Raw genomic sequence first — 18,698 nt, forward strand, 5'->3', positions numbered from 1 at the left:
GCTCCACTTCTCTGGAGGTTACCCATGAAAGCGATCCGCGCGCACGGCCCCGGCGACCCCGGCGTCCTCGTCCTGGACGAGGTGCCCGTCCCCGAGCCCGGCCCCGGCGACGTCCTGATCCGCGTCCGCGCCGCCTGCCTCAACCCGCCCGACTGGTACGCCCGCCGCGACTACGAGATGTTCCCCGACCACCTCTTCCCCGCCGGGGGCCGCCCGCACGTCCGCTTCCCCTGGACGCCCGGCTCCGACGCGTCCGGGGTCGTCGCCGCCGTCGGACCCGGCGTCACCGGGTTCGCCGTCGGCGACGCCGTCTTCGGCCTGATCCGCTTCCCCAGCCTGGACGACGGCGGCCGCGCCTACGCCGAGTACACGACCGCGCCCGCCGCGCACCTCGCCCGCAAGCCCGACTCCGTCGACCACGTCCAGGCCGCCGCCGTTCCCATGGCCGGCCTGACCGCCTACCAGTTCCTCTTCGACCACGTCCGGCTGCCCGAGGGGTGGACCGTCCTCGTCAACGGCGCCGCCGGCGGCGTCGGCCACTTCGCCGTCCAGCTCGCCAAGACCCGCGGCGCCCACGTCATCGCGGTCGCCTCGTCCCGGCACGAGGATTTCCTCCGCGGCCTCGGCGCCGACGAGTACATCGACTACACCGCGACCGCCGCCGAGGACGCCGTCCGCGACGTCGACCTCGTCGTCGACACCGTCGGCGGCCCGGACGCCCACCGCTTCCTCAAGACCGTCAGGGACGGCGGGACGATCAGCCCCGTGTTCCACGGCGACTACCACCGCGAGGAGGCCGCCCGCCGCGGCATCGAGTTCCGCGGCGGCCAGGTCCACTCCGACGGCGCCCAGATGGCCGAACTCGCCGCCCTCCTCGCCGACGGGTCACTCCGCGCGGGCATCGACTCCGTCTACGACCTCGCCGACGCGGCGAAGGCGCACGAGCGCGCCGAGGGCGGCCACATCCAGGGCAAGATCGTCCTGTCGGTGCCCTGACCGGCCGGTTACGCTCGCCCGATGGAGATCATCAAGGGCGCCGGCGCGTGGAGCCCGCCCGACGCGGGCGACTGGACCGAGCACCTGCGCACGCCGGACCTGTCCGTCGGGACGTACTGCGTCCCCGCCGGCGGCGTCGACGGCCAGAGCCCCCACACCGAGGACGAGATCTACGTGGTGACCGCCGGCCGCGCCAAGATCGTGACCCCGGACGCCACCGCCGACGTGGGGCCGGGCGCGGTCGTCTTCGTCCCGGCGGGCGAGGAGCACCGGTTCACCGACGTCACCGAGGACCTGGCGCTCCTCGTGGTGTTCGGCCCCGCGTACGGCTCCCGCGCCCGCTGACCGGGCGGCGGCGCTCGCTGACCGGGCGGCGGCGCTCGGTGACCGGGCGCCGGCGGGAGCCCTACCCGGCCGACCGCTCCCGGTAGACCTCCACCGCGTACCGCAGGCGCGCGCCGACGAGCAGCGCCTCGTCCTCCGGGCACGCCAGCAGGCGGCTCACCAGGTCGACGAGCTGGTCGTCGGTGAGGTCGGGCTCGTGCTCGGCGACGCGCGCGACGATCTCGATCAGCTCGGGCCGCCGGTACGTCGCGATCGACCGCCCGCGCCGGATCCGGGGTCCCTCCCCCTGCGGTCCCCCGGCGCCCGCGCGCTCGGCGGGGGGCTCGGGTGCGCTCTCCTGCGGCGACCGGCGCGGGACGTCCTTCCGGGGCGGAGCGCCCGTGTCCTGCTCCCGCGCATCAGGGCGTCGCGCGGGCGCGGGCGGCCCCGCCTGTGCGGGCGGCCGACCGCCGGGGCTGGGGTCCAGCGGCCAGCGCGGGGGGCCGCTGGGTCCCGGACCCGCTGCACCTTCTTGCCGGACGTCCGGACGCCGCGCCGGGGCGGGAGGTCCCGCCTGCCCCGGCGGGTGCCCGCTTGCCCCGCGCTGCTGCGGTATCCGCTGCGGAGCGTCGGGCGGGCGCGGCGGCGCCGTGCCCCCTTCACGGACGTCGGGCCGAGGAGCGGGCGGGTCGCTCTGAGGGCGGGCATGGCGGCCGGGAGGCGCGGGTTCGTCGGCGGCGCGAGGAGCGTCGGCCTTGGAGCGGGTGTGCCTGGGACGGCCCTGCTCCGGCTCGGGAGGAGGCGCGAGGAGGCTGAACAGGGACGCGGTCGGGGTGACGGCGTCGTGGAGCGAGGCGGGCAGCGGCGTCGCGGGCGGCGGGCCCTCGGGAGCCGGGAGGTCGGGTCCCGCGGGGCCGACGAGGATGGTGCGGGGCGCGAACCAGAGCAGGAAGAGCGCCTCGGCGCCCGCGTCCTGCTCGCCGTCCACGATGACGGCGTCGAAGGCGTCCGGGCTGGGCGGAAGGGTGTCGGGGATGCGCCACAGCGGGACGATCCACGCGGGGACGGTCTCGAGCGGCGAGGCGGGCGCCGGAGGAAGCGCCGCGCGGACGGCGGCCCAGGCGCGGGCGGAGGCGAGCGCGGCGCTGGAGGCGCGGAGGCGTTCCTCGGCGGCGTTCAGGGACGCCCGGAGGCGCTGCTCGGTCGGGGAGAGCGCGGTCTCGGCGAGGCGGCCGGAGGCGCGGGCCCACGCCCAGGCGTCGTCCCAGTGGCGGGTGCGGGTGTGCCATGCCTCGTCGCCGTCGGTGGCGAGCAGGAGGTTGGCGAGGTCGGCGTGGACGGCGCGGACGCGGTCGAGGAGCTCCTCGCAGCGCAGCTGGAGGGCGCGCTCGTGCCGGGCCTCGGCGAGGGCGCCGAGGCAGCGGCCGTAGGCGTCGGCGTCGCGGGCGTCGATGGCGGCGCGGGCGGCGGTGAGCTCGGGCGGCGCGCCGGGCCCGGCGGGGCCGATGGAGTCGCGGAGGGCGTCGAGGTCGGCGGCGGCGCGGTTGACGCCGAGCCCCTCCAGGGCGCTCTCCAGGGCGGCGACGTAGCCGTACCACTGGAGCGGATGGCTGAGCGGGACGGCGAGGCCGGCGCGGTCGAGGAGGCCCCGGGTCTCGTCGACGTACGGGACGGCCTGGTGGACGCGTTCGAGCCGGGCGTGGGCGCGCACGAACCGGGCGACCCGGTCGGCGGGCGGCAGGTCGGCGGGGAAGGAGATCCCGGCGGCCTCCCAGACGTACTGGAGCTCCTGGCAGGTCATCCGGATCATGAGATCGGTGAAGACCAGCTCCAGGGCCTCGGCGGTCGCGGGCGGCTCGCCGTCGACGGTGATGCCGGCGAGGGCCGCGTCGGCCTGCTTCTGCGCGGCGGACCGCAGCGGCCCGCGCTTGAGGCTGCCGCCCTCGGCGAGGTGGTTGCGCAGGTCCTGGGCGGCGGACGCGAGGCGGCGCAGGTGGAGCTCGCCGGGCGGGAGGCCGACGCGGTGGCCGCCCATGCGGCCGAGGGCGCGCTCGGCCCAGCCGGCGCGGGCGGCCATCTCGGCGACCCGGGCCCACACGAGCGGCCGGCGGCGGGCGAGGGCGTCGGCGAACGCGCGGACGGCGAGGTCGGCGGGGTTCCAGCCGCCGGGGTGGCCGTCGAGGCCGAGGTCGCGGAGGGCGGCGCCGACGTTGGACGCGGCGCCGTCGAGGCGGGCGAGGAGGGTGACGTCGTGGGCGCGCAGCCGCCGCGACAGGTCGGTCTCGGACCGCTGGACGCGGGCCGCGGCGACCGCCTCCGCCTCGATGAGGGTCCGGACGTAGGGCGCGCTGGGGAGGGTGCCGGGGTCGACGTCGCGCTGGGCGGTGCGGGCCTTGCGCTCGGGGGTCTCGTCGGCGAGGAGCACGACCAGCTCGGCGGCCTCGGCGGCGGAGATCGGCGGCGTCGGCGGCAGGTCGGGGGCGACGGGCATCCACGACAGGCCGGGCGCCTCGGCGCGGAGCCGCTCGGCGAGCTCGCCGCGCGCGCCCCGGTAGCCGGATCCGAGGTCGGCGACGGAGCCGCTGCGCAGGTGCTCGGTCAGCTCGGCGACGTCCTGCTCGGCCTGCGCCTGCCTCTCGGCGAGGTCGGTGATGTCGGGGACGGGCGCGGCGGCGCGCGCGCGGACGGCGTCGGCGGCCTGCGCCGCGGTGGCGGGGTCGGCGACGGTGAGGCCGGCGAGGTCGGCCGGGAGGGCGGCGCGGAGCGCGGCGGACGCGGACGCGCCGGACGTGGCGACGAGGACCCGGTGGCCGCGCACCAGCAGCCCCGTAAGCAGGTCGGGCACCGTCTGCGGGGTGCGTTCGGGCACGTGCATGACCTGGGGGCGGCGGCCGGGGGCGACGAAGCGGGCGAGCCCGTCGGGGACGCCGCGGGGCAGCAGGCCGATCAGCCGGTTGCAGTAGTCGGCGGCCGCCTCGCGGCCGGGCGGCCGCACGACGAGGGCGGGCGCGAGCCGGAGCCGCGGGACGGGCGTGGGACTGCCCTCGGCGGCCCAGTCCTCCCGGTAGTCGACGGTGCCGCTGATCGCGGTCGCGCACCATTTGCGCAGGACGTCGCCGACGGAGGCGGTGAGCCCGAACCCCTGCCCGGCCTGGACGGCGTCGGACAGCCAGTCGGCGGGCCGGAACCCGGGGGTGCCCGCGAGCAATTCGCGGTCGCGCAGCGCGGTGCGCCCGGCGAGGACGACGTCGATGCGCTCGGTGCGCTCGTCCAGCGCGATCCGGACGGGGGTGCCGAGCAGGTGGTCGTGGACGGGAGGTGCGCCGGGCGGACGCCAGGCGAACAGGCCGGCGGCGAGGACGACGTCGTGGTCGGCGAGGTCGCGCAGGATCCGGTACCAGTGCCGCAGGCCGAGCCAGCCGTCGAACTCCTCCAGCACGGCGGGCGGGCTCAGCGGGATGACGGGGACGCTGAACAGCACGTCGCCGGGGCCGGCGTCGGTCTCGACGTACACGTCCCCCGGCAGGTCGGCGAGCCAGTGGACCTGCTCGTGGTCGGCCAGGTCACGGGACGGCCGCCGCCGGGACCGCGCGAGGTCGCGCAGGTGGCCGAGCAGGCGCGCGGCGCGCTCGGCGGCCTGCGCCGCGTCGAGCGCGGATCCGGCGTCCGCCGCGTCCCCGGCCGCCGGGTCCCGCCGGACGCCCGCCGCCTCCGGGGCGGCGTGCTCCGCCGCCCGTCCCGGACCCGGGCCCTGCTCCGGCACCACGGCTCCCTCCTCGGGGCCGCGGAGCCGCCCGCTCGTGCGGTGCCGCCGCCCCTGTGATGCTGTGCACCGATCTAACACCCAAGGGCGGGCCCGGTCGAGCCATTCCGATGATCTTGATCAGTGCGCGCTGACTCAGTGGGCGCGCGCGACGTACCGGTCCTCGCTCGGCATCATGACCCAGAGCACCAGGTAGACGACGAACTGCGGGCCCGGCAGCAGGCAGGACAGCAGGGCGAGCAGCCGGACGGTCCACGGCGCCATGCCGAACCGCTGTGCCAGCCCGGCGCAGACGCCGGCGATGATCCGGCCGTGGCGCGGACGATAAAGGCCGTTCATGATTTCTTCTCTCCCCGATCCGTGAACGCGGGCCTCCCGGCCCGTGTGCCGCGTTTCTCGCGGCCACACCATTCACGCTACGAACCGGGCATCCGGCCCGACATCCCCCTTCCGAACCCTTTGCCCGTCCCTCTCGAGGGGTACGGGATCTTCCCTAGGGGGCGTTGTGCCGGGCGACGAGCGCAGGGAGGTCCTCCAGGTCGTCCAGGACGAACAGGCATTCGGCCAGCGTCTCGTCGTCCTGCTGGATGTGGCCCCAGGGGCCGCGCCGCAGGAACGCGGCCCGCATCCCGAACGCCACGGCGGGCCGCATGTCGTTGTCGATGCGGTCCCCCACGTACAGGACGCGGTCCGGCAGCACGTCGGCGATCTGCGCGCAGCGCTCGAAGAACTCCGTCGCCGGCTTCTGGACGCCCCACACGTCGGAGATGCCGATGACGTCGGCGTCCAGCCCGAGGGCCTCCATCTGCTCGGCCGCCTCCACCGGCTGGTTCCCGGCGATCCCGACGTAGAGCCCCTGCTCGCGCAGCGCCGCCAGGCAGGCCCGCGCGTCGGGGTACAGGTCGTCCGGGCCGAACCCGTTGGGCACGCCCGCCGTCGCGCGCCGCTTCTGCTCGGCCTCCAGGTCGAACCCGGGCCGGAAGTACTCGAACAGGTCCTGGTGGCTCCCGCCGGCGGCGAGGATCGCGCCCAGCTTGGTGAGGAACGTGTGCCGCGGGACGCCGAGCCAGTCGGCCCAGCGGCCGTAGATCTCGCCCTCGTTGATCAGCGTCTCGCCGATGTCGAAGAAGACCGCCTGGATGGACCGGGGGGCCGGGGGGTGCGGACGGTTCACGGGCGGGCCAGATCCACGGTGGTGCCGGGGGCGAGGCGGCGGAACTCCCGGCCGAGCTCCTCGCCCGCGCCGGTGAGAACGCGTTCCATCACCGACAGGCCGACCTCGTTGAGCAGGCCGTCGTGGATCGCGAAGGCGCGCTCCGGGCGGACGGCGCGGGTGTACTCGTACAGGTCGACGGCCCGCATCCAGGGCGCGTTGCCCGGCAGGCACAGGGTCGGGACGGGCTCGCCGGGGACGGTGAGTCCGTCGCCGGGGTGGAAGACCTCGCCGTCCACCAGGAAGCCGACGTTCGGGATCGGCGGCAGGTCGGGGTGCATGATCTCGTGGTCCTCGCCGTAGACGCGGACGTCGAAGCCCGCGACGGTGACGGCGTCCTCGTGGCCGACCCGGTGGACGCGCCCGCCGAGGTCGGCGAGGCTCTCGGCGACGGTCCGGGACGTCCAGACCTCGAGCGCGGGGTCGGCGGCCATGGCCTTGCGCAGGCCGTCGGCGTCGAAGTGGTCGAAGTGCTCGTGGGTGACGAGGACGGCCCGCGCCCCGGCGTAGGGGTCGGCGTCCCCGGTGAGGCCGCCGGGGTCGATGACGAGGGTGCGGTCGTCCTCGGTGAGCCGCACGCACGCGTGGCCGAGCTTGGTGAGACGCATTCCGCCAGTTTTCCACGCGGGTCCGGTGAACGGACCGGCACCTCCCGAGGGGGACGGCCCCGCGCCCCGGGCCCGCCTCCCCGTGAACGGACCATTGACCGGCCCTGTCGCCGCTGATACAACACGGTGAACGCCACTAGAACGCGTTCTAGTTCGGGCGTTGCACCGGACCGAGGAGGCGGCGAATGCCCGTTCCCGACCAACGCGATCCCGAGATCACCCGGACCGCCCTGGCGGACTGGCTCGGGGAGCGGCTGCCCGGGGCCGCGATCCCCCACCTGGAGACGCCGCAGACGAGCGGCTTCTCCAGCGAGACCCTGATGTTCGACGCCGAGTGGACCGAGGACGGCACCACGAGGCGCGAGCCCTACGTCGCCCGGGTCGCGCCCGCGAACTACCAGATCTTCCCCGAGCCGCGCTTCGAGGAGCAGTACCGGCTGATGCGGATCCTGGACGAGCGCACCGACATCCCGGTGCCGCCGATCCGCTGGTACGAGCCCTCCGACGGCGTGCTGGGCGCCCCGTTCTTCGTGATGGGCCGGATCGACGGCCGGGTCCCGACCGACATGCCGCCGTACCACATGGACGGCTGGGTGACCGAGGTCGCGCCGGAGGAGCGGGCCGCGATGTGGTGGTCCACGCTGGAGATCATCGCGCGGCTGCACCGGCTGGACGTCGGCGAGCTCGGCCTCGGCTTCCTCGACATGCCCGCGTGGGGCGCGCCTGGCCTGGAGCAGCGCCTCAATTACTACGAGCACTACCTCCACTGGGCGTACAAGGGCCCGCAGGAGACGGCGCTGAAGGCCCTGGAGTGGCTGAAGGCGAACCGGCCCGAGGAGCCGGACTCGCCGGTCGCGCTGTGGGGCGACGCCCGCATCGGCAACGTGATCTTTCGGTCGGGCGCGCCCGCCGCCGTCCTGGACTGGGAGACGGCGATGCTCGGCGCCCCCGAGGAGGACCTCGCCTGGTTCATGTTCCTGGACCGGCACCACTCCGAGGGCGTCGGCGCCGCCCGGCTGGACGGCTTCCCGTCCTACGCCGACACGATCGCCCGCTACGAGGAGCTGCTCGGGCGCCCGGTGCGGGACATGCCGTACTACGAGATCCTCTCCGGCTTCAAGTTCTCAGTGATCATGGCGCGGATCGGGCAGGCCATGGTGGACTTCGGCTGGATCGACGAGGACTCCGACTTCCCCTACAACAACAACTGCACGCAGCTTCTCGCGCGCATCCTCGGAGGCGACACGTGACCCTCTCGCCGCTCGACGACTACCCGATCCACCAGGCGCCCGAGGTGATGCGGCACGTCACGACGTCGGACCGCAACTTCTACGACCGCTACTACTTCAACGTCCACCCCTGCTCGGACGAGATGATGATGCTCATCGGGGTCGGGCAGTACCCGAACCTCGGGGTGATGGACGCGTTCGCGGTGATCCGGCGGGGGCCGCTGCACAAGGTCGTCCGGGCGTCGCGGGAGCTCGGGAACGACCGGATGGACACGTCGGTCGGGCCGTTCCGCGTCGAGGTGATCGAGGGGCTGAAGCGGCTGCGGGTCGTCCTCGACGAGACCGGACACGGCCTGTCGTTCGACCTGACCTGGGACGGGGCGATCCCGGCGACGCTGGAGCCGCCGCACTACCTGCGCTGGCAGGAGCGGGTGGTGTTCGACTCGCGGCGCCTCGCCCAGACGGGCCGCTGGACGGGCACGATCACCGTCGAGGGCGAGACGATCGACGTCACGCCGGACCACTGGTGGGGTTCGCGCGACCGCTCCTGGGGCATCCGGCCGGTCGGCGAACCGGAACCGCCCGGCATCCAGGTGAAGAACGCCGGGACGTTCTACTGGCTGTACGCGCCGATGCAGTTCGAGGACCACTCGATCCTCTGCATCCTCCAGGAGGACGAGAAGGGCCGCCGGCTGCTGGAGGAGGCGACGCGCGTCTGGCCGGACGGCCGCGAGCCCGAGTACCTGGGCCGTCCCGAGTACCGGCCGGAGTACGCGGAGGGGACGCGGGACGTGGTGGCGGCGACGCTACGGTTCGCTCCCCCGGGCGGTGAGCCGTTCAAGGTCCGCGCGACACCCATCCTGCCCGTCCACCTCATGGTCGGGACCGGGTACGGGCTGGAGCCCGACTGGAAGCACGGCATGTACCAGGGGCCCGATCTGAAGGTCCAGGGCGTCACCTACGACACCCGCAAACCGGACGATGCCGCCCGTATGTGGGGCATGGTCGACGCCGTCGGACGCTACGAGTACCTGGACGGCGCGGCCCCCGGGGACGCCGCAACGGGCCACGGGCTGTTCGAGTACTGGGCGCTCGGCCCCCACCCGTCGTTCCCCGAGAACGGCTGAGCCCGGGCCGCTCCGCGAGGCGGGTTCTGCCAGACTGGCGACCGTGACGACGCCGCCATCGCAGGACCCGGAGGACGAGAGGCGCCGGGCGCGGCGGAGGGAACTGGACCGGCAGGTGCGCGACCGCTACGGAACCTGGCGCGACCAGCCGCGCGGGCTGGCCTGCGCGGTGATCGCCGCCTTCCTCGTGCTGACGACCGCGGCGTTCGTCTTCGCCGTGGTCGCCGTGGTGGCGGCCGTCCGCTGACAGGACGAAACCGGGGCGCCGATCGCGCGGATCGGCACCCCGGCCCCTCGTCTCGGGCCCGCCCGGGGGCGGGCGGTCACGTCACATGGCCGTTCCCTCGGCGATGGTGAACGCCACGTCGCCCTGCGGGTCGACCTGGGCGTCCAGGGTCTTGTCGTCCAGCAGCTGGGCGACGCTCGGCTCCAGGTAGACCTTGGCGCCCTCTTCCTCGACGACCTGGTCTCCGGCCTCCGGGGCGGGTGCCACCGAGAGCCGCAGCGCGTCCGAGCCATCGACTCCGGACTCGATGCGGATGCCGGTCTCCGGCGGAAGCTCCGGGCTGGCGGTCACGGTATTGATGACCTGGACGGCACCGCTGGTCAGCGTGAGCACGATCAGCTCCTCACGTCTCATGGGGTTCGTTTCGGATGGGGGTCTGCCTCACCCTCCCCACTGCGAGGTGCGGCAAACCCTCACGGCGAGCGAACTTTCGGCCGCGAAGAGCGACGGACCCCCGGCCCGGCGGCGCCGGATCCGCGTCTCAGCCGGCGTTGGGGGCGAGGGCCCGCACGGCCTCCGCCGGCGACAGCCCGCCGCCCGGGACGATCGCCAGGACGGGGGTGGTGAGCCCGTTGTCGGCGTACTCGCGGATCCGCGCCCGGCACGCCTCCGGCGACCCGTGCACGATCAGGTCGTCGACGACCTCGTCCGGGATGACCTCCAGGGCCTTCTTGCGGTCCCCGGCGGCCCACGCCTCGTTCATCGGACGCAGCGCCTCGCCGCGGCCGAGCCACTCGTGGAACGCCCGGTAGACGGGCACGTTCATGTAGGCGGCGATCATCCAGCGGCCGATCCCGCGGGCCTCCTCGGCGTCGTCGGTCGGGCAGACGAACAGCCGCGCGACCAGCTCCGGGTCGTCGCCGAGGACGCCGCGGACCGTCCGGACGTCCCTGGGGGCGAGCCAGTTGGTGATGGCGCCGTCGGCCTCGCGGGCGGCGAGCCGCAGCATGCCGGGGCGCAGGGCGGCCAGCACGATCGGCGGCGGCGTCGCGGGCGCGTTCTCCAGCTTGAAGCCCTTGACCGAGAAGGTCTCGTAGTCCTCCTTGACCTTCTCGCCGGCGAGCGCCTTGCGCAGGAAGCGGAGGGTGTCGCGGGTGCGCTTGTACGGCTCGGTGAACGGGATGCCGTTCCAGCGCTCGACGATCGTGTCGGACGAGGTGCCGATGCCGAGGACGAACCGTCCGGGCGCGAGGTCGGCGAGGGTGGCGGCGTGCGAGGCCAGCAGCGCGGGGCCGCGGGTGTAGACCGGCACGATCGCGGGGCCGAGGCGCAGCGCCGGGTCCCACTGGGACGCCAGCGCGAGCGGGGTGAAGGCGTCGGTGCCGTTGGTCTCGGCGGACCAGGCGTCGGTGTAGCCCAGCTCGGACAGGCCCGCGACGATCTCGCGGTGCTCGGCGAGCGGGACGCCGGTCAGCGGAATGGTCAGTCCCCAGCGAGACATGTGCGCCCTCCTCAGGCGATCGATGGCCGGACGGTCGAACCGCCGTCGACGACGAGGGTCTGCCCGGTCATCCAGGACGAGGCGTCGCCGGCGAGGAACACCGCGGCGTTGGCGATGTCCTCGGGCTCCCCGATGCGGCCGAGCGGCATGTGCTTGCCGATCTGCTCCTCGTTGTTCTCCCACAGGGCGCGGGCGAGGTGGGTCTTGACCAGGCCGGGGGCGATGCAGTTGACGCGGACCTTCGGTGCCAGCTCGACCGCGAACTGGCGGCTGAGGTGGATCACCGCGGCCTTGGTGGCGTTGTAGTAGCCGATGCCGTGCTCGGTGACCATGCCGCCGACGGAGGCGATGTTGATGATCGCGCCGCCGCGCTCCTGGAGGGACGCGCGCCAGGCCAGCTGGGTCCACTGCACGATCGCGAACTGGTTGATCTCGACGGTCTTGGCGGCGGCGGCGGGCTCGATGTCGGCCATCGGGCCGAAGTAGGGGTTGGTGCCGGCGTTGTTGACCAGGACGTCGACGGCGCCGAACTCGGCGACGGCGGCGTCCACGCAGGCGGCGGCCTCGTCGGCGTGGCCGACGTGGGCGGCCTTGGGGAGCACGCCGACGCCGGGGCTTGCCGCGCGGATCTCCTCGGCGACCGCGTCCAGCGACTCCTGCTTGCGGGAGGAGATGACGACGTTGGCGCCCTCGGCGGCGAGGGCGACCGCGATCGCCTTCCCGATGCCCCGGGAGGCCCCGGTGATCAGGGCGGTCTTGCCCTGAAGTCCAGTCCGCATCCGCAACTTCCCTTCTCGGCGGGCCCCGCGCGGGGGCACGGGTCCGGCAACAGAATCAGGCTCGGTTCACTGTACCGAAGTGACTGACGAGTCAGTTAGCGGACCCGCGCAGCTCACCGCCCCGCTCCAGCACGAACGCCCGGAACCCCTCCACCACCGGCGGGCGCGTCCGCTCCGCCGCCCAGACCAGGCCGATCGTCCGGACGCCGCCGGGGTCGGCGAGCGCGAGGTGCCGGACGCCCGGGACGTCCTCGCCGGCCGGCGGCGGCGCCACGATCGCCACCCCGAGCCCCGCCGCGACCAGCCCCCGGACCGTCGAGTGCTCCTCCCCCTCGAACGCGACCCGCGGCCGCGCCCCGCACGCCTCGAACAGCTCCTCGGTCAGCGCCCGCAGCCCGGTGCCCTGCCGGAAGGCCACGAACGGCTCGTCCAGCACGTCCCGCACCCGGGCGCTGCTGCGCGCCGCCAGCCGGTGGTCGGCCGGGACGGCGAGCTCCAGCCGCTCGGTGACGAGCGGGTGCCAGGTCAGCGACGGGGCGGCCGGCGGCGGGCTGGTGATCGCGAGGTCGGCGCGGCCGTCCAGGACCATCGCGGCGAGCCGCTCGGAGTTGTCCTGGCTCAGCCGGAACGCCACGCCGGGACGGTCGCGCCGGTACCGGCGGATCAGGTCCGGGACGAACGACGGGCCCTGCGTGTGCAGGAACGCCAGCGACACCTCGCCGCGCTCCGGGTCGGCGGCCTGCGCGAGCGCGCGCCGCGCCGCCTCCTCCTCGGCGGCGAGCCGCCGCGCGTGCTCGGCGAACACCCGCCCGTACCGGCTCAGCGCGACGCCGCGGCCGACCCGGTCGAACAGCGGGACGCCGAGCTCGCGTTCGAGGCGGGCGATGGCGCGCGACAGCCCGGGCTGGGAGACGCGCAGCTCGGACGCGGCGTTCGTCACGTGCCCCTGCTCGGCGACCGCGAGGAACCACCGCACACTCTGCAGATCCATGCATCCATGATGGATCCGCATCGGTTTCCGCACAAATAGTCATTGGACGCATGAGAACTGGAAGCGGACGCTGGACTCCATGACCGTCGCACCGCCCCTGGAGCTCTCCGAACGGCACCGGCTCGGCTCGCCCGGCCTGCGCCGCGTCAACCTCGCCCTGTTCGCCGCCGGGCTCACCACGTTCATGTCCCTGTACTGCACGCAGGCGCTGCTGCCGGAGCTGTCGGCGAGCTTCGGCGTCTCCCCCGCCCGGTCGAGCCTGCTCGTCTCGCTCGCCACCGGCGCGGTCGCGATCGCGGTGATCCCGGTCAGCTCGCTGTCGGAGCGGTACGGCCGGACCCGCGTGATGATCGTGTCGTCGGTCGCGTCGGCGCTGGTCGGGCTGCTGATCCCGCTGTGCGGGTCGTTCGCCGCGCTCGCCGCCGTGCGGGCCGTCCAAGGGCTCGCGCTCGCCGGGGTCCCGGCGGTCGCGATGGCCTACCTCGCCGACGAGGTGCACGGCGAGCACCTCGGCGGCGCGATGGGCCGCTACGTCGCCGGGACCGGGATCGGCGGCGTGCTCGGCCGGCTCGTCCCCGGCCTGGTCACCGAGGTCGCGGGCTGGCGGTGGGCGCTCGCCGCCACCGGGTTCCTCGCGCTCGCGTTCACGATCGCGTTCTGGCTGCTGCTGCCGCCGTCGCGGTTCTTCCGGCCGTCCCGCGTCGACTACCGGCCGCTGCTCGCGCACCTGCGCGATCCCGGCCTGCGCCGCCTCTACCTGATCGCGCTGACCGCGATGGCCGGGTTCGTCACCGTCTACAACTTCCTGACGTACCGGCTGCTGGACGCCCCGTTCCACCTGCCGTACGCCGTGGTCAGCCTGATCGCGGTGATGAACGTCGCGGGGTCGGCGGCGTCCGCGCGGGCCGGGCTCCTCGCGGACCGGTCCGGGCGCCGGAAGGTGCTCGTCGGGTCGCTCGTGCTGGCGGCGTGCGGGCTGTGCCTGACGCTCCCGGCGGTCCTGCCGCTGGTCGGGGCCGGGCTGCTGGTGTTCACGGTCGGGTTCTTCGGGACGCACGCCGTGGCCAGCGGCTGGGTCGGGCGGCGCGCGACCACCGGCCGCGCGCAGGCGTCCGCCCTGTACCTGTTCGCCTACTACATGGGCAGCAGCGTCGGCGGCACCGCCGGGGGCGTCGCCTACGAGCACGGTCACTGGACGGGGACGGCCCTGTACGTCCTGGTCCTGCTCGGCGTCGGGCTGCTCGCCGCCGCCGGGATGGAATCCGTCCGCTGGGTGGGACGGCGCCGGTCGTGAGCGTGCGCTTGGTTGTTACCGTACGCGCGTGACGACCACCGCCAAGAAACGCCTTCCGGCCGTCGAGGGCTGGTTCACCACCGAGAGCGGGGACGTGCGGCTGCTCGGCACGCGCTGCTCGTCCTGCGGGACGCCCTACTTCCCGCGCAACGAGCTGGCCTGCCGCAACCCGCGCTGCACAGGCCCGAAGGACGGCTCGGAGCTGACCGAGCACGCGCTGTCCGGACGCGGGCGCATCTGGTCCTACGCGGACTCGCGCTACAAGCCCCCGCCCCCGTACGTCTCGCCCGACCCGTTCGTCCCCTACACCGTCGCGGCCGTCGAGCTGGAGGCCGAGAAGATGGTCGTGCTCGGGCAGGTCGCGCCGGGCCACACCGTCGACGACCTCGAGGTGGGCATGGAGGTCGAGCTGACGGAGGGCGTCCTCTACGAGGACGGCGAGGCCGAGTACACCGTCTGGATGTGGAGGCCCGTCAAGTGAGCGCGAACCGCGACATCGCCGTCCTCGGCGCGGGCATGCACCCGTGGGGCAAGTGGGGGCGCAACTTCGTCGAGTACGGTCTCGCCGCGGCCCGCGCCGCCCTGGCCGACGCCGGGCTGACCTGGCCGGACGTCCAGTACGTGGCGGGCGCCGACACCATCCGCAACGGCTACCCGGGGTTCGTCGCGGGCGCCACGTTCGCGCAGGCGCTCGGCTGGAACGGCGCGCGGGTGTCGAGTTGCTACGCGGCGTGCGCGTCCGGCGCGCAGGCCATCGCGTCCGCGCGCGCGCAGATCCTCGCGGGGCTGTGCGACGTGGCGCTGGTCGTCGGCGCGGACGCGGCGCCGAAGGGCTTCTTCAAGCCCGTCGGCGGCGACCGCCCGGACGACCCGGACTGGCTGCGGTTCCGCCTCCTCGGCGCCACCAACCCGATCTACTTCGCGCTGTACGCGCGCCGCCGGATGGCGATCCACGGCGCGACGCTGGACGACTTCGCCGCCGTGAAGGTCAAGAACGCCCGGCACGGGCTCGCCAACCCGAACGCCCGGTACCGCAAGGAGGTGACGCTGGAGGACGTCCGCGAGTCCGCCGTCGTCGCCGACCCGCTGCGGCTGCTGGACATCTGCGCGACCAGCGACGGCGGCGCCGCGCTGGTGCTGACGTCGATGGACTTCGCGCGGCGGAGCGGCATCGCCGACCCGGTGCGGCTGTCCGGCCTGTCGACGGTGACGCCGACGTTCCCCAAGACGGTCGTCGACCTGCCCGACTTCGCCACCGACTCCGCGCTCGCGGTGCCCGAGCCGGAGCGCCCCTTCCGCGCCGCGATCGCGCACGCCGCCTACGAGGAGGCCGGCATCGGCCCGGACGAGCTGTCCCTGGCCGAGGTGTACGACCTGTCCACGGCCCTGGAGCTGGACTGGTACGAGGACATCGGGCTGTGCGAGGTCGGCGGCGCCGAGGAGCTGCTGCGGTCCGGCGCGACGGCGCTGGGCGGCCGGATCCCGGTGAACCCGAGCGGCGGCCTCGCGAGCTTCGGCGAGGCGATCCCGGCGCAGGCGATCGCGCAGGTCTGCGAGCTGACCTGGCAGCTGCGCGGGCAGGCGGAGGGCCGCCAGGTCGAGGGCGCGCGCGCGGGCATCGCGGTGAACCAGGGCCTGTTCGGCCACGGCTCCGCCATGATCGCCGTCCGCTGACCCGTGGCGCGCCGCCCTCATGCCCGGCCGGGACGGGCGGCGCGCCGCGGCCCGACGGCGCCCCGGCCGCCCCTGGGCGGGCGGGCCGCGCCATGAGACGATCCGCCCGAGCGGTGACGTGAGCGGGGGTGGGCATGGAGAGGGACGGCGCCGGCGGCCGCGGGCGCGCGCCGGGGCGGCTTCCCTCCGGCCGGCACCGGCTGTCCCGGGACTACGTCGCCGGGCACCAGGTCGCCCGCATTCTCGCGGCCGTCGTGGAAATCGCCGGCACCGCCGGCTACCGCGGCCTGACCGTGGATTCCATCATCGCCAATGCGGGCGTTTCCCGTGCGACGTTCTACGTCCATTTCAAGAACAAGGACGATGCCTTTCTGCGGGCCAGTGACGTCATCGTCGAGCAGATGATGGACCGCGTCGTCGAGGCGTATCAGGGCGAGCCGGACGCCACCGGGCGCGTGCGCGCGAGCCTGGGCGCGCTGCTGGCCTATCTGTCCGAAAACCCGCGCGCGGCGCGGATGTGCATCGTGGAGTCGATGTCGGCGGGCCCGCTCGCGGTCGAGCGCCGGGACCGGGCGCTGGCCGCGTTCGCGCAGGTCGTGACCGACAACATGCACGAGCTCTTCCCGCACTACCCGAGCCCCGAGCTGATGGCGGAGACGATCGTCGGCGGCATCTACCAGGTCGCGTACTCGCGGATCGCGCGCGGCGAGACCGCCACGCTGCCGGAACTGCGCGACGGCCTGCTTCACACGTTCGCCGTGCCGGACCCGGAGCGCTGGGGGCCGGGCGCCGCGTCCCGCGAACCGGAATCCGCCGCGCCGGGGCCGCAGGGGGCGCGCGGCGAGTAGAGGGGCGTCCGCGGCGTATTAGGGCGGGCCGCCGGAGTTGGCGGCGGGCGCGCAAATTCGAGAAACGTGGCCGTTTTTCATTAGCGCCCGATGCGCCCGCCCCGGCCCGCGGACACGGCCCCCCGCGCCGGCGCCGGAGCGCATTGGACCAGTTGAAGCCCGCGATTCCGGCGGCGTCCCGGACCGCCGCCCGAACCGGTGGCCGGATACGGCCAGCTTGACCGGGAACCGGAATGACCGACCAGTCAGATCGGGGCGGCGTCCCCCGCCGCCGCGCACCCTGCGCGTTCGCCGCCGGCCTCCACGCAGCGTGACCGCTATCACAGCGCAGCGTCGGTCATATTCGGACATCGACCGGCGCCATAACCCGAAAGCTGAAACCCGGTCGAGGGTCCCGCCGGAATGGCCCCCCTCTTGATGAACGCCGTCATTCATGATTCTGTCCGGTTGCCGCGGCGTCCACCGACGCGGCCTAGGGCCCAGGCCGTGCGGACGCCCGTGTCGACCGCGTCTCCCACCCTGAAAGAGACAGCATGAGAAAGCTCGGCAAAATCGCCATTCCGCTCGTCGGCTCGACCGCGCTGCTCATCGGCATGACCGGCTCCGCGCTCGCGTCCGGCACCATCACCTCCGGCGGCTCCCCCTACACCGGCAACGTGCTCGCCACCAACCTCGGCAACGTGACGCTGTCCGGGCTCAGCAGCCTCGGATCGATCATCAACACCTGCACCAGCGCGTCCCTCGGCGCCTACACCAAGTCCGACGGCACCGGCGGGCAGCTCAACAGCGTGTCGCTGACCGGCTGCACCAACAACCGCGGCGGCACCACCACGGTCACCGCGCTCAACCTGCCCTACACCGGCGGCCACGTCGACTACGACTCCACGCACGCGAGCAACCGCGACGGCACGATCACCATCAACGCGCCGAACCCCTCGGTGGACGTCAAGGCCGTCCTCACCCTGCCCGCCTGGGGCATCTCCAGCATGGAGTGCCACTACGGCCTGACCACCTCCACGCCGCTGACCATCAACGTCTACAACCCGACCAACGCCAACAAGCCCGTCCCGTCCAACTCGCACGGGCAGGGCAAGCTGGCGGGCCAGGCGCTGCAGTTCATCTCCGGCGACAGCAGGTGCCCGGCCTCGGCCTCGGCCAACGGAAACTTCCAGATCGTCACCGACCCGGGCGGCGCCGACCTGACGCTCGGCCCGTGACCCCGTCCCCCTGACCCCACCCCACCCCGCGGGACGGGCCGTGCCCCCACGGCCCGTCCCGCCCCTTCGCCCGGAGCACCCATGCGCCTCTCCCTCCGCCGCCGCCTCCAGGCCGGCGCCGCCGCCCTCACCGTCACCGGCGGCCTGCTCGGCGGGCTCGCCACCGCCCCCGCCGCGTCCGCCGACACCCTGCCGTCCTTCGACTTCTCCGCCTGCCCGGCCCTGCCCTCCGGCGCCGACCCGGCCTACGCGCAGTGCAACGTCGCCGTGACCACCGGCGGGACGATGCAGCTCGGGTCCATCAAGGAGACGATCTCCTCGCCGATCACGCTCACCTACACCACCGGCTTCGACCCCGTGACGCTGGAGGAGTACACGATCTTCGGCTCGTTCAAGGCGAGCCGGTTCCAGGTGCAGCCGGGGCTGTTCGGCGACCCGTTCGTCACGGCGGTCTACGCCCAGCCGCAGTACGCGGGCGGCCTCAACACCGACGGCGGCACGCTGAACCTGAACCTCAAGGTCAACGTGCAGAACCCGCTGCTCGGCGGCAAGTGCTACATCGGGTCCAACACGAAGCCGATCGCGCTGCACCTCACGCCCGGCACGACGAGCCCCCCGCCGCCGAACACCCCGATCTCCGGTACGCCGCCGGAGGTCGTCGGCACCAACCCGACCGTCCTCAAGACCACCGTGGTCGACAACGCCTTCGCCGTGCCGAAGGCCGACGGCTGCGGACTGGATCTCGGCGTCGAGAACTGGGCCGTCAACCTGTACGCCGGGCTGCCCTCGGCCGCCGGGCACAACACGGCGATCTTCAACCAGTACGTGGCCTACAAGACCTACACCGACCTGCCCTAGCGCAGCGCCCTAGCGCGGCGCCCGACCGCGGCGCCGCGCCCGGCCCGCGC

The 18,698-nt window shown here is 74.2% G+C and carries 19 protein-coding genes; 11 read left to right on the top strand and 8 right to left on the bottom strand.

All coding sequences use genetic code 11. The features are described from left to right. The first annotated feature begins 24 nt into the window (after positions 1 to 24). The gene (locus ABT299_RS08725) at positions 25 to 996 is read left to right on the top strand and encodes an NADP-dependent oxidoreductase (RefSeq protein WP_500250249.1); all 972 of its coding nucleotides are present in this window, start codon (positions 25 to 27) and stop codon (positions 994 to 996) included. A 21-nt stretch (positions 997 to 1,017) separates the two neighbouring features. Then, entirely contained in the window at positions 1,018 to 1,341 is a 324-nt protein-coding gene (locus ABT299_RS08730) for a cupin domain-containing protein (protein WP_500250250.1), read from the top strand. Between the two features lie 61 nt (positions 1,342 to 1,402). Here ABT299_RS08730 and ABT299_RS08735 read toward each other — a convergent pair whose 3' ends face one another. The 4 genes from ABT299_RS08735 to ABT299_RS08750 form a co-directional block, all read right to left on the bottom strand. Next, on the bottom strand, positions 1,403 to 5,086 hold the full coding sequence (locus tag ABT299_RS08735) for a hypothetical protein (protein ID WP_500250251.1): 3,684 nt from the start codon (positions 5,084 to 5,086) through the stop codon (positions 1,403 to 1,405). Between the two features lie 132 nt (positions 5,087 to 5,218). Beyond that, on the bottom strand, positions 5,219 to 5,422 hold the full coding sequence (locus ABT299_RS08740) for a PspC domain-containing protein (protein ID WP_190865817.1): 204 nt from the start codon (positions 5,420 to 5,422) through the stop codon (positions 5,219 to 5,221). Positions 5,423 to 5,576: 154 nt separating this feature from the next. Beyond that, positions 5,577 to 6,257 carry an HAD family hydrolase gene (locus ABT299_RS08745; RefSeq protein ID WP_500250252.1) on the bottom strand — a complete coding sequence of 227 codons (681 nt, stop codon included), beginning with the start codon at positions 6,255 to 6,257 and terminating at the stop codon, positions 5,577 to 5,579. Then, positions 6,254 to 6,904 (bottom strand): MBL fold metallo-hydrolase, encoded by a 651-nt coding sequence (locus ABT299_RS08750; RefSeq protein ID WP_500250253.1) that lies wholly within the window; start codon positions 6,902 to 6,904, stop codon positions 6,254 to 6,256. The genes ABT299_RS08745 and ABT299_RS08750 overlap by 4 nt, the downstream gene beginning before the upstream one ends. 185 nt (positions 6,905 to 7,089) lie before the next feature. Here ABT299_RS08750 and ABT299_RS08755 point away from each other — a divergent pair, with 185 nt between their 5' ends. From ABT299_RS08755 to ABT299_RS08765, 3 genes are read left to right on the top strand one after another with little or no spacing between them, the layout of a single operon-like run. After that, positions 7,090 to 8,154, top strand: a complete 1,065-nt coding sequence (locus ABT299_RS08755; RefSeq protein WP_500250254.1) for a phosphotransferase family protein — start codon at positions 7,090 to 7,092, stop codon at positions 8,152 to 8,154. Further along, on the top strand, positions 8,151 to 9,260 hold the full coding sequence (locus ABT299_RS08760; protein WP_433240135.1) for an Rv3169 family protein: 1,110 nt from the start codon (positions 8,151 to 8,153) through the stop codon (positions 9,258 to 9,260). The genes ABT299_RS08755 and ABT299_RS08760 overlap by 4 nt, the downstream gene beginning before the upstream one ends. Positions 9,261 to 9,303: 43 nt before the next feature. Next, on the top strand, positions 9,304 to 9,507 hold the full coding sequence (locus tag ABT299_RS08765; RefSeq protein ID WP_190865825.1) for a hypothetical protein: 204 nt from the start codon (positions 9,304 to 9,306) through the stop codon (positions 9,505 to 9,507). 81 nt (positions 9,508 to 9,588) lie between these two features. Here ABT299_RS08765 and ABT299_RS08770 read toward each other — a convergent pair whose 3' ends face one another. From ABT299_RS08770 to ABT299_RS08785, 4 genes are all read right to left on the bottom strand, one after another. After that, positions 9,589 to 9,900, bottom strand: a complete 312-nt coding sequence (locus ABT299_RS08770) for a Fe-S cluster assembly protein HesB (RefSeq protein ID WP_194737570.1) — start codon at positions 9,898 to 9,900, stop codon at positions 9,589 to 9,591. 127 nt (positions 9,901 to 10,027) lie between these two features. After that, the gene (locus ABT299_RS08775) at positions 10,028 to 10,987 is read right to left on the bottom strand and encodes an LLM class F420-dependent oxidoreductase (protein ID WP_500250255.1); all 960 of its coding nucleotides are present in this window, start codon (positions 10,985 to 10,987) and stop codon (positions 10,028 to 10,030) included. Positions 10,988 to 10,998: 11 nt separating this feature from the next. After that, positions 10,999 to 11,766 (bottom strand): SDR family oxidoreductase, encoded by a 768-nt coding sequence (locus ABT299_RS08780; RefSeq protein ID WP_190865829.1) that lies wholly within the window; start codon positions 11,764 to 11,766, stop codon positions 10,999 to 11,001. A 91-nt stretch (positions 11,767 to 11,857) separates the two neighbouring features. Beyond that, on the bottom strand, positions 11,858 to 12,757 hold the full coding sequence (locus ABT299_RS08785; protein ID WP_387021149.1) for a LysR family transcriptional regulator: 900 nt from the start codon (positions 12,755 to 12,757) through the stop codon (positions 11,858 to 11,860). A 79-nt stretch (positions 12,758 to 12,836) separates the two neighbouring features. On the opposite strand from ABT299_RS08785, the gene ABT299_RS08790 reads away from it, so the two are divergent. From ABT299_RS08790 to ABT299_RS08815, 6 genes are all read left to right on the top strand, one after another. Beyond that, on the top strand, positions 12,837 to 14,051 hold the full coding sequence (locus tag ABT299_RS08790; protein ID WP_190865834.1) for an MFS transporter: 1,215 nt from the start codon (positions 12,837 to 12,839) through the stop codon (positions 14,049 to 14,051). 28 nt (positions 14,052 to 14,079) lie between these two features. Continuing rightward, positions 14,080 to 14,532 (top strand): OB-fold domain-containing protein, encoded by a 453-nt coding sequence (locus ABT299_RS08795; RefSeq protein ID WP_190865836.1) that lies wholly within the window; start codon positions 14,080 to 14,082, stop codon positions 14,530 to 14,532. A 35-nt stretch (positions 14,533 to 14,567) separates the two neighbouring features. Beyond that, entirely contained in the window at positions 14,568 to 15,725 is a 1,158-nt protein-coding gene (locus ABT299_RS08800) for a lipid-transfer protein (RefSeq protein WP_190865884.1), read from the top strand. A 134-nt stretch (positions 15,726 to 15,859) separates the two neighbouring features. Then, positions 15,860 to 16,573: a TetR/AcrR family transcriptional regulator gene (locus ABT299_RS08805; RefSeq protein ID WP_190865838.1), complete on the top strand. Its 714-nt coding sequence runs from the start codon at positions 15,860 to 15,862 to the stop codon at positions 16,571 to 16,573. Positions 16,574 to 17,106: 533 nt separating this feature from the next. Beyond that, on the top strand, positions 17,107 to 17,790 hold the full coding sequence (locus ABT299_RS08810) for a hypothetical protein (RefSeq protein WP_190865840.1): 684 nt from the start codon (positions 17,107 to 17,109) through the stop codon (positions 17,788 to 17,790). Between the two features lie 81 nt (positions 17,791 to 17,871). Beyond that, complete coding sequence (locus tag ABT299_RS08815; RefSeq protein ID WP_387021157.1) at positions 17,872 to 18,648, top strand: hypothetical protein; 777 nt, start codon at positions 17,872 to 17,874, stop codon at positions 18,646 to 18,648. Positions 18,649 to 18,698 lie beyond the last annotated feature (50 nt).

The organism is Spirillospora sp. NPDC000708, assembly GCF_040299565.1.
Classification (GTDB): domain Bacteria; phylum Actinomycetota; class Actinomycetes; order Streptosporangiales; family Streptosporangiaceae; genus Spirillospora.

Coding starts and splice junctions, on each gene's coding strand:
- ABT299_RS08775 (WP_500250255.1), bottom strand. CDS start 10,987: ATGTCTCGCTGGGGACTGACCATTCCGCTGACCGGCGTCCCGCTCGCC.
- ABT299_RS08790 (WP_190865834.1), top strand. CDS start 12,837: ATGACCGTCGCACCGCCCCTGGAGCTCTCCGAACGGCACCGGCTCGGC.
- ABT299_RS08740 (WP_190865817.1), bottom strand. CDS start 5,422: ATGAACGGCCTTTATCGTCCGCGCCACGGCCGGATCATCGCCGGCGTC.
- ABT299_RS08800 (WP_190865884.1), top strand. CDS start 14,568: ATGCACCCGTGGGGCAAGTGGGGGCGCAACTTCGTCGAGTACGGTCTC.
- ABT299_RS08770 (WP_194737570.1), bottom strand. CDS start 9,900: ATGAGACGTGAGGAGCTGATCGTGCTCACGCTGACCAGCGGTGCCGTC.
- ABT299_RS08785 (WP_387021149.1), bottom strand. CDS start 12,757: ATGGATCTGCAGAGTGTGCGGTGGTTCCTCGCGGTCGCCGAGCAGGGG.
- ABT299_RS08780 (WP_190865829.1), bottom strand. CDS start 11,766: ATGCGGACTGGACTTCAGGGCAAGACCGCCCTGATCACCGGGGCCTCC.
- ABT299_RS08805 (WP_190865838.1), top strand. CDS start 15,860: ATGGAGAGGGACGGCGCCGGCGGCCGCGGGCGCGCGCCGGGGCGGCTT.
- ABT299_RS08750 (WP_500250253.1), bottom strand. CDS start 6,904: ATGCGTCTCACCAAGCTCGGCCACGCGTGCGTGCGGCTCACCGAGGAC.
- ABT299_RS08815 (WP_387021157.1), top strand. CDS start 17,872: ATGCGCCTCTCCCTCCGCCGCCGCCTCCAGGCCGGCGCCGCCGCCCTC.
- ABT299_RS08755 (WP_500250254.1), top strand. CDS start 7,090: ATGCCCGTTCCCGACCAACGCGATCCCGAGATCACCCGGACCGCCCTG.
- ABT299_RS08730 (WP_500250250.1), top strand. CDS start 1,018: ATGGAGATCATCAAGGGCGCCGGCGCGTGGAGCCCGCCCGACGCGGGC.
- ABT299_RS08725 (WP_500250249.1), top strand. CDS start 25: ATGAAAGCGATCCGCGCGCACGGCCCCGGCGACCCCGGCGTCCTCGTC.
- ABT299_RS08810 (WP_190865840.1), top strand. CDS start 17,107: ATGAGAAAGCTCGGCAAAATCGCCATTCCGCTCGTCGGCTCGACCGCG.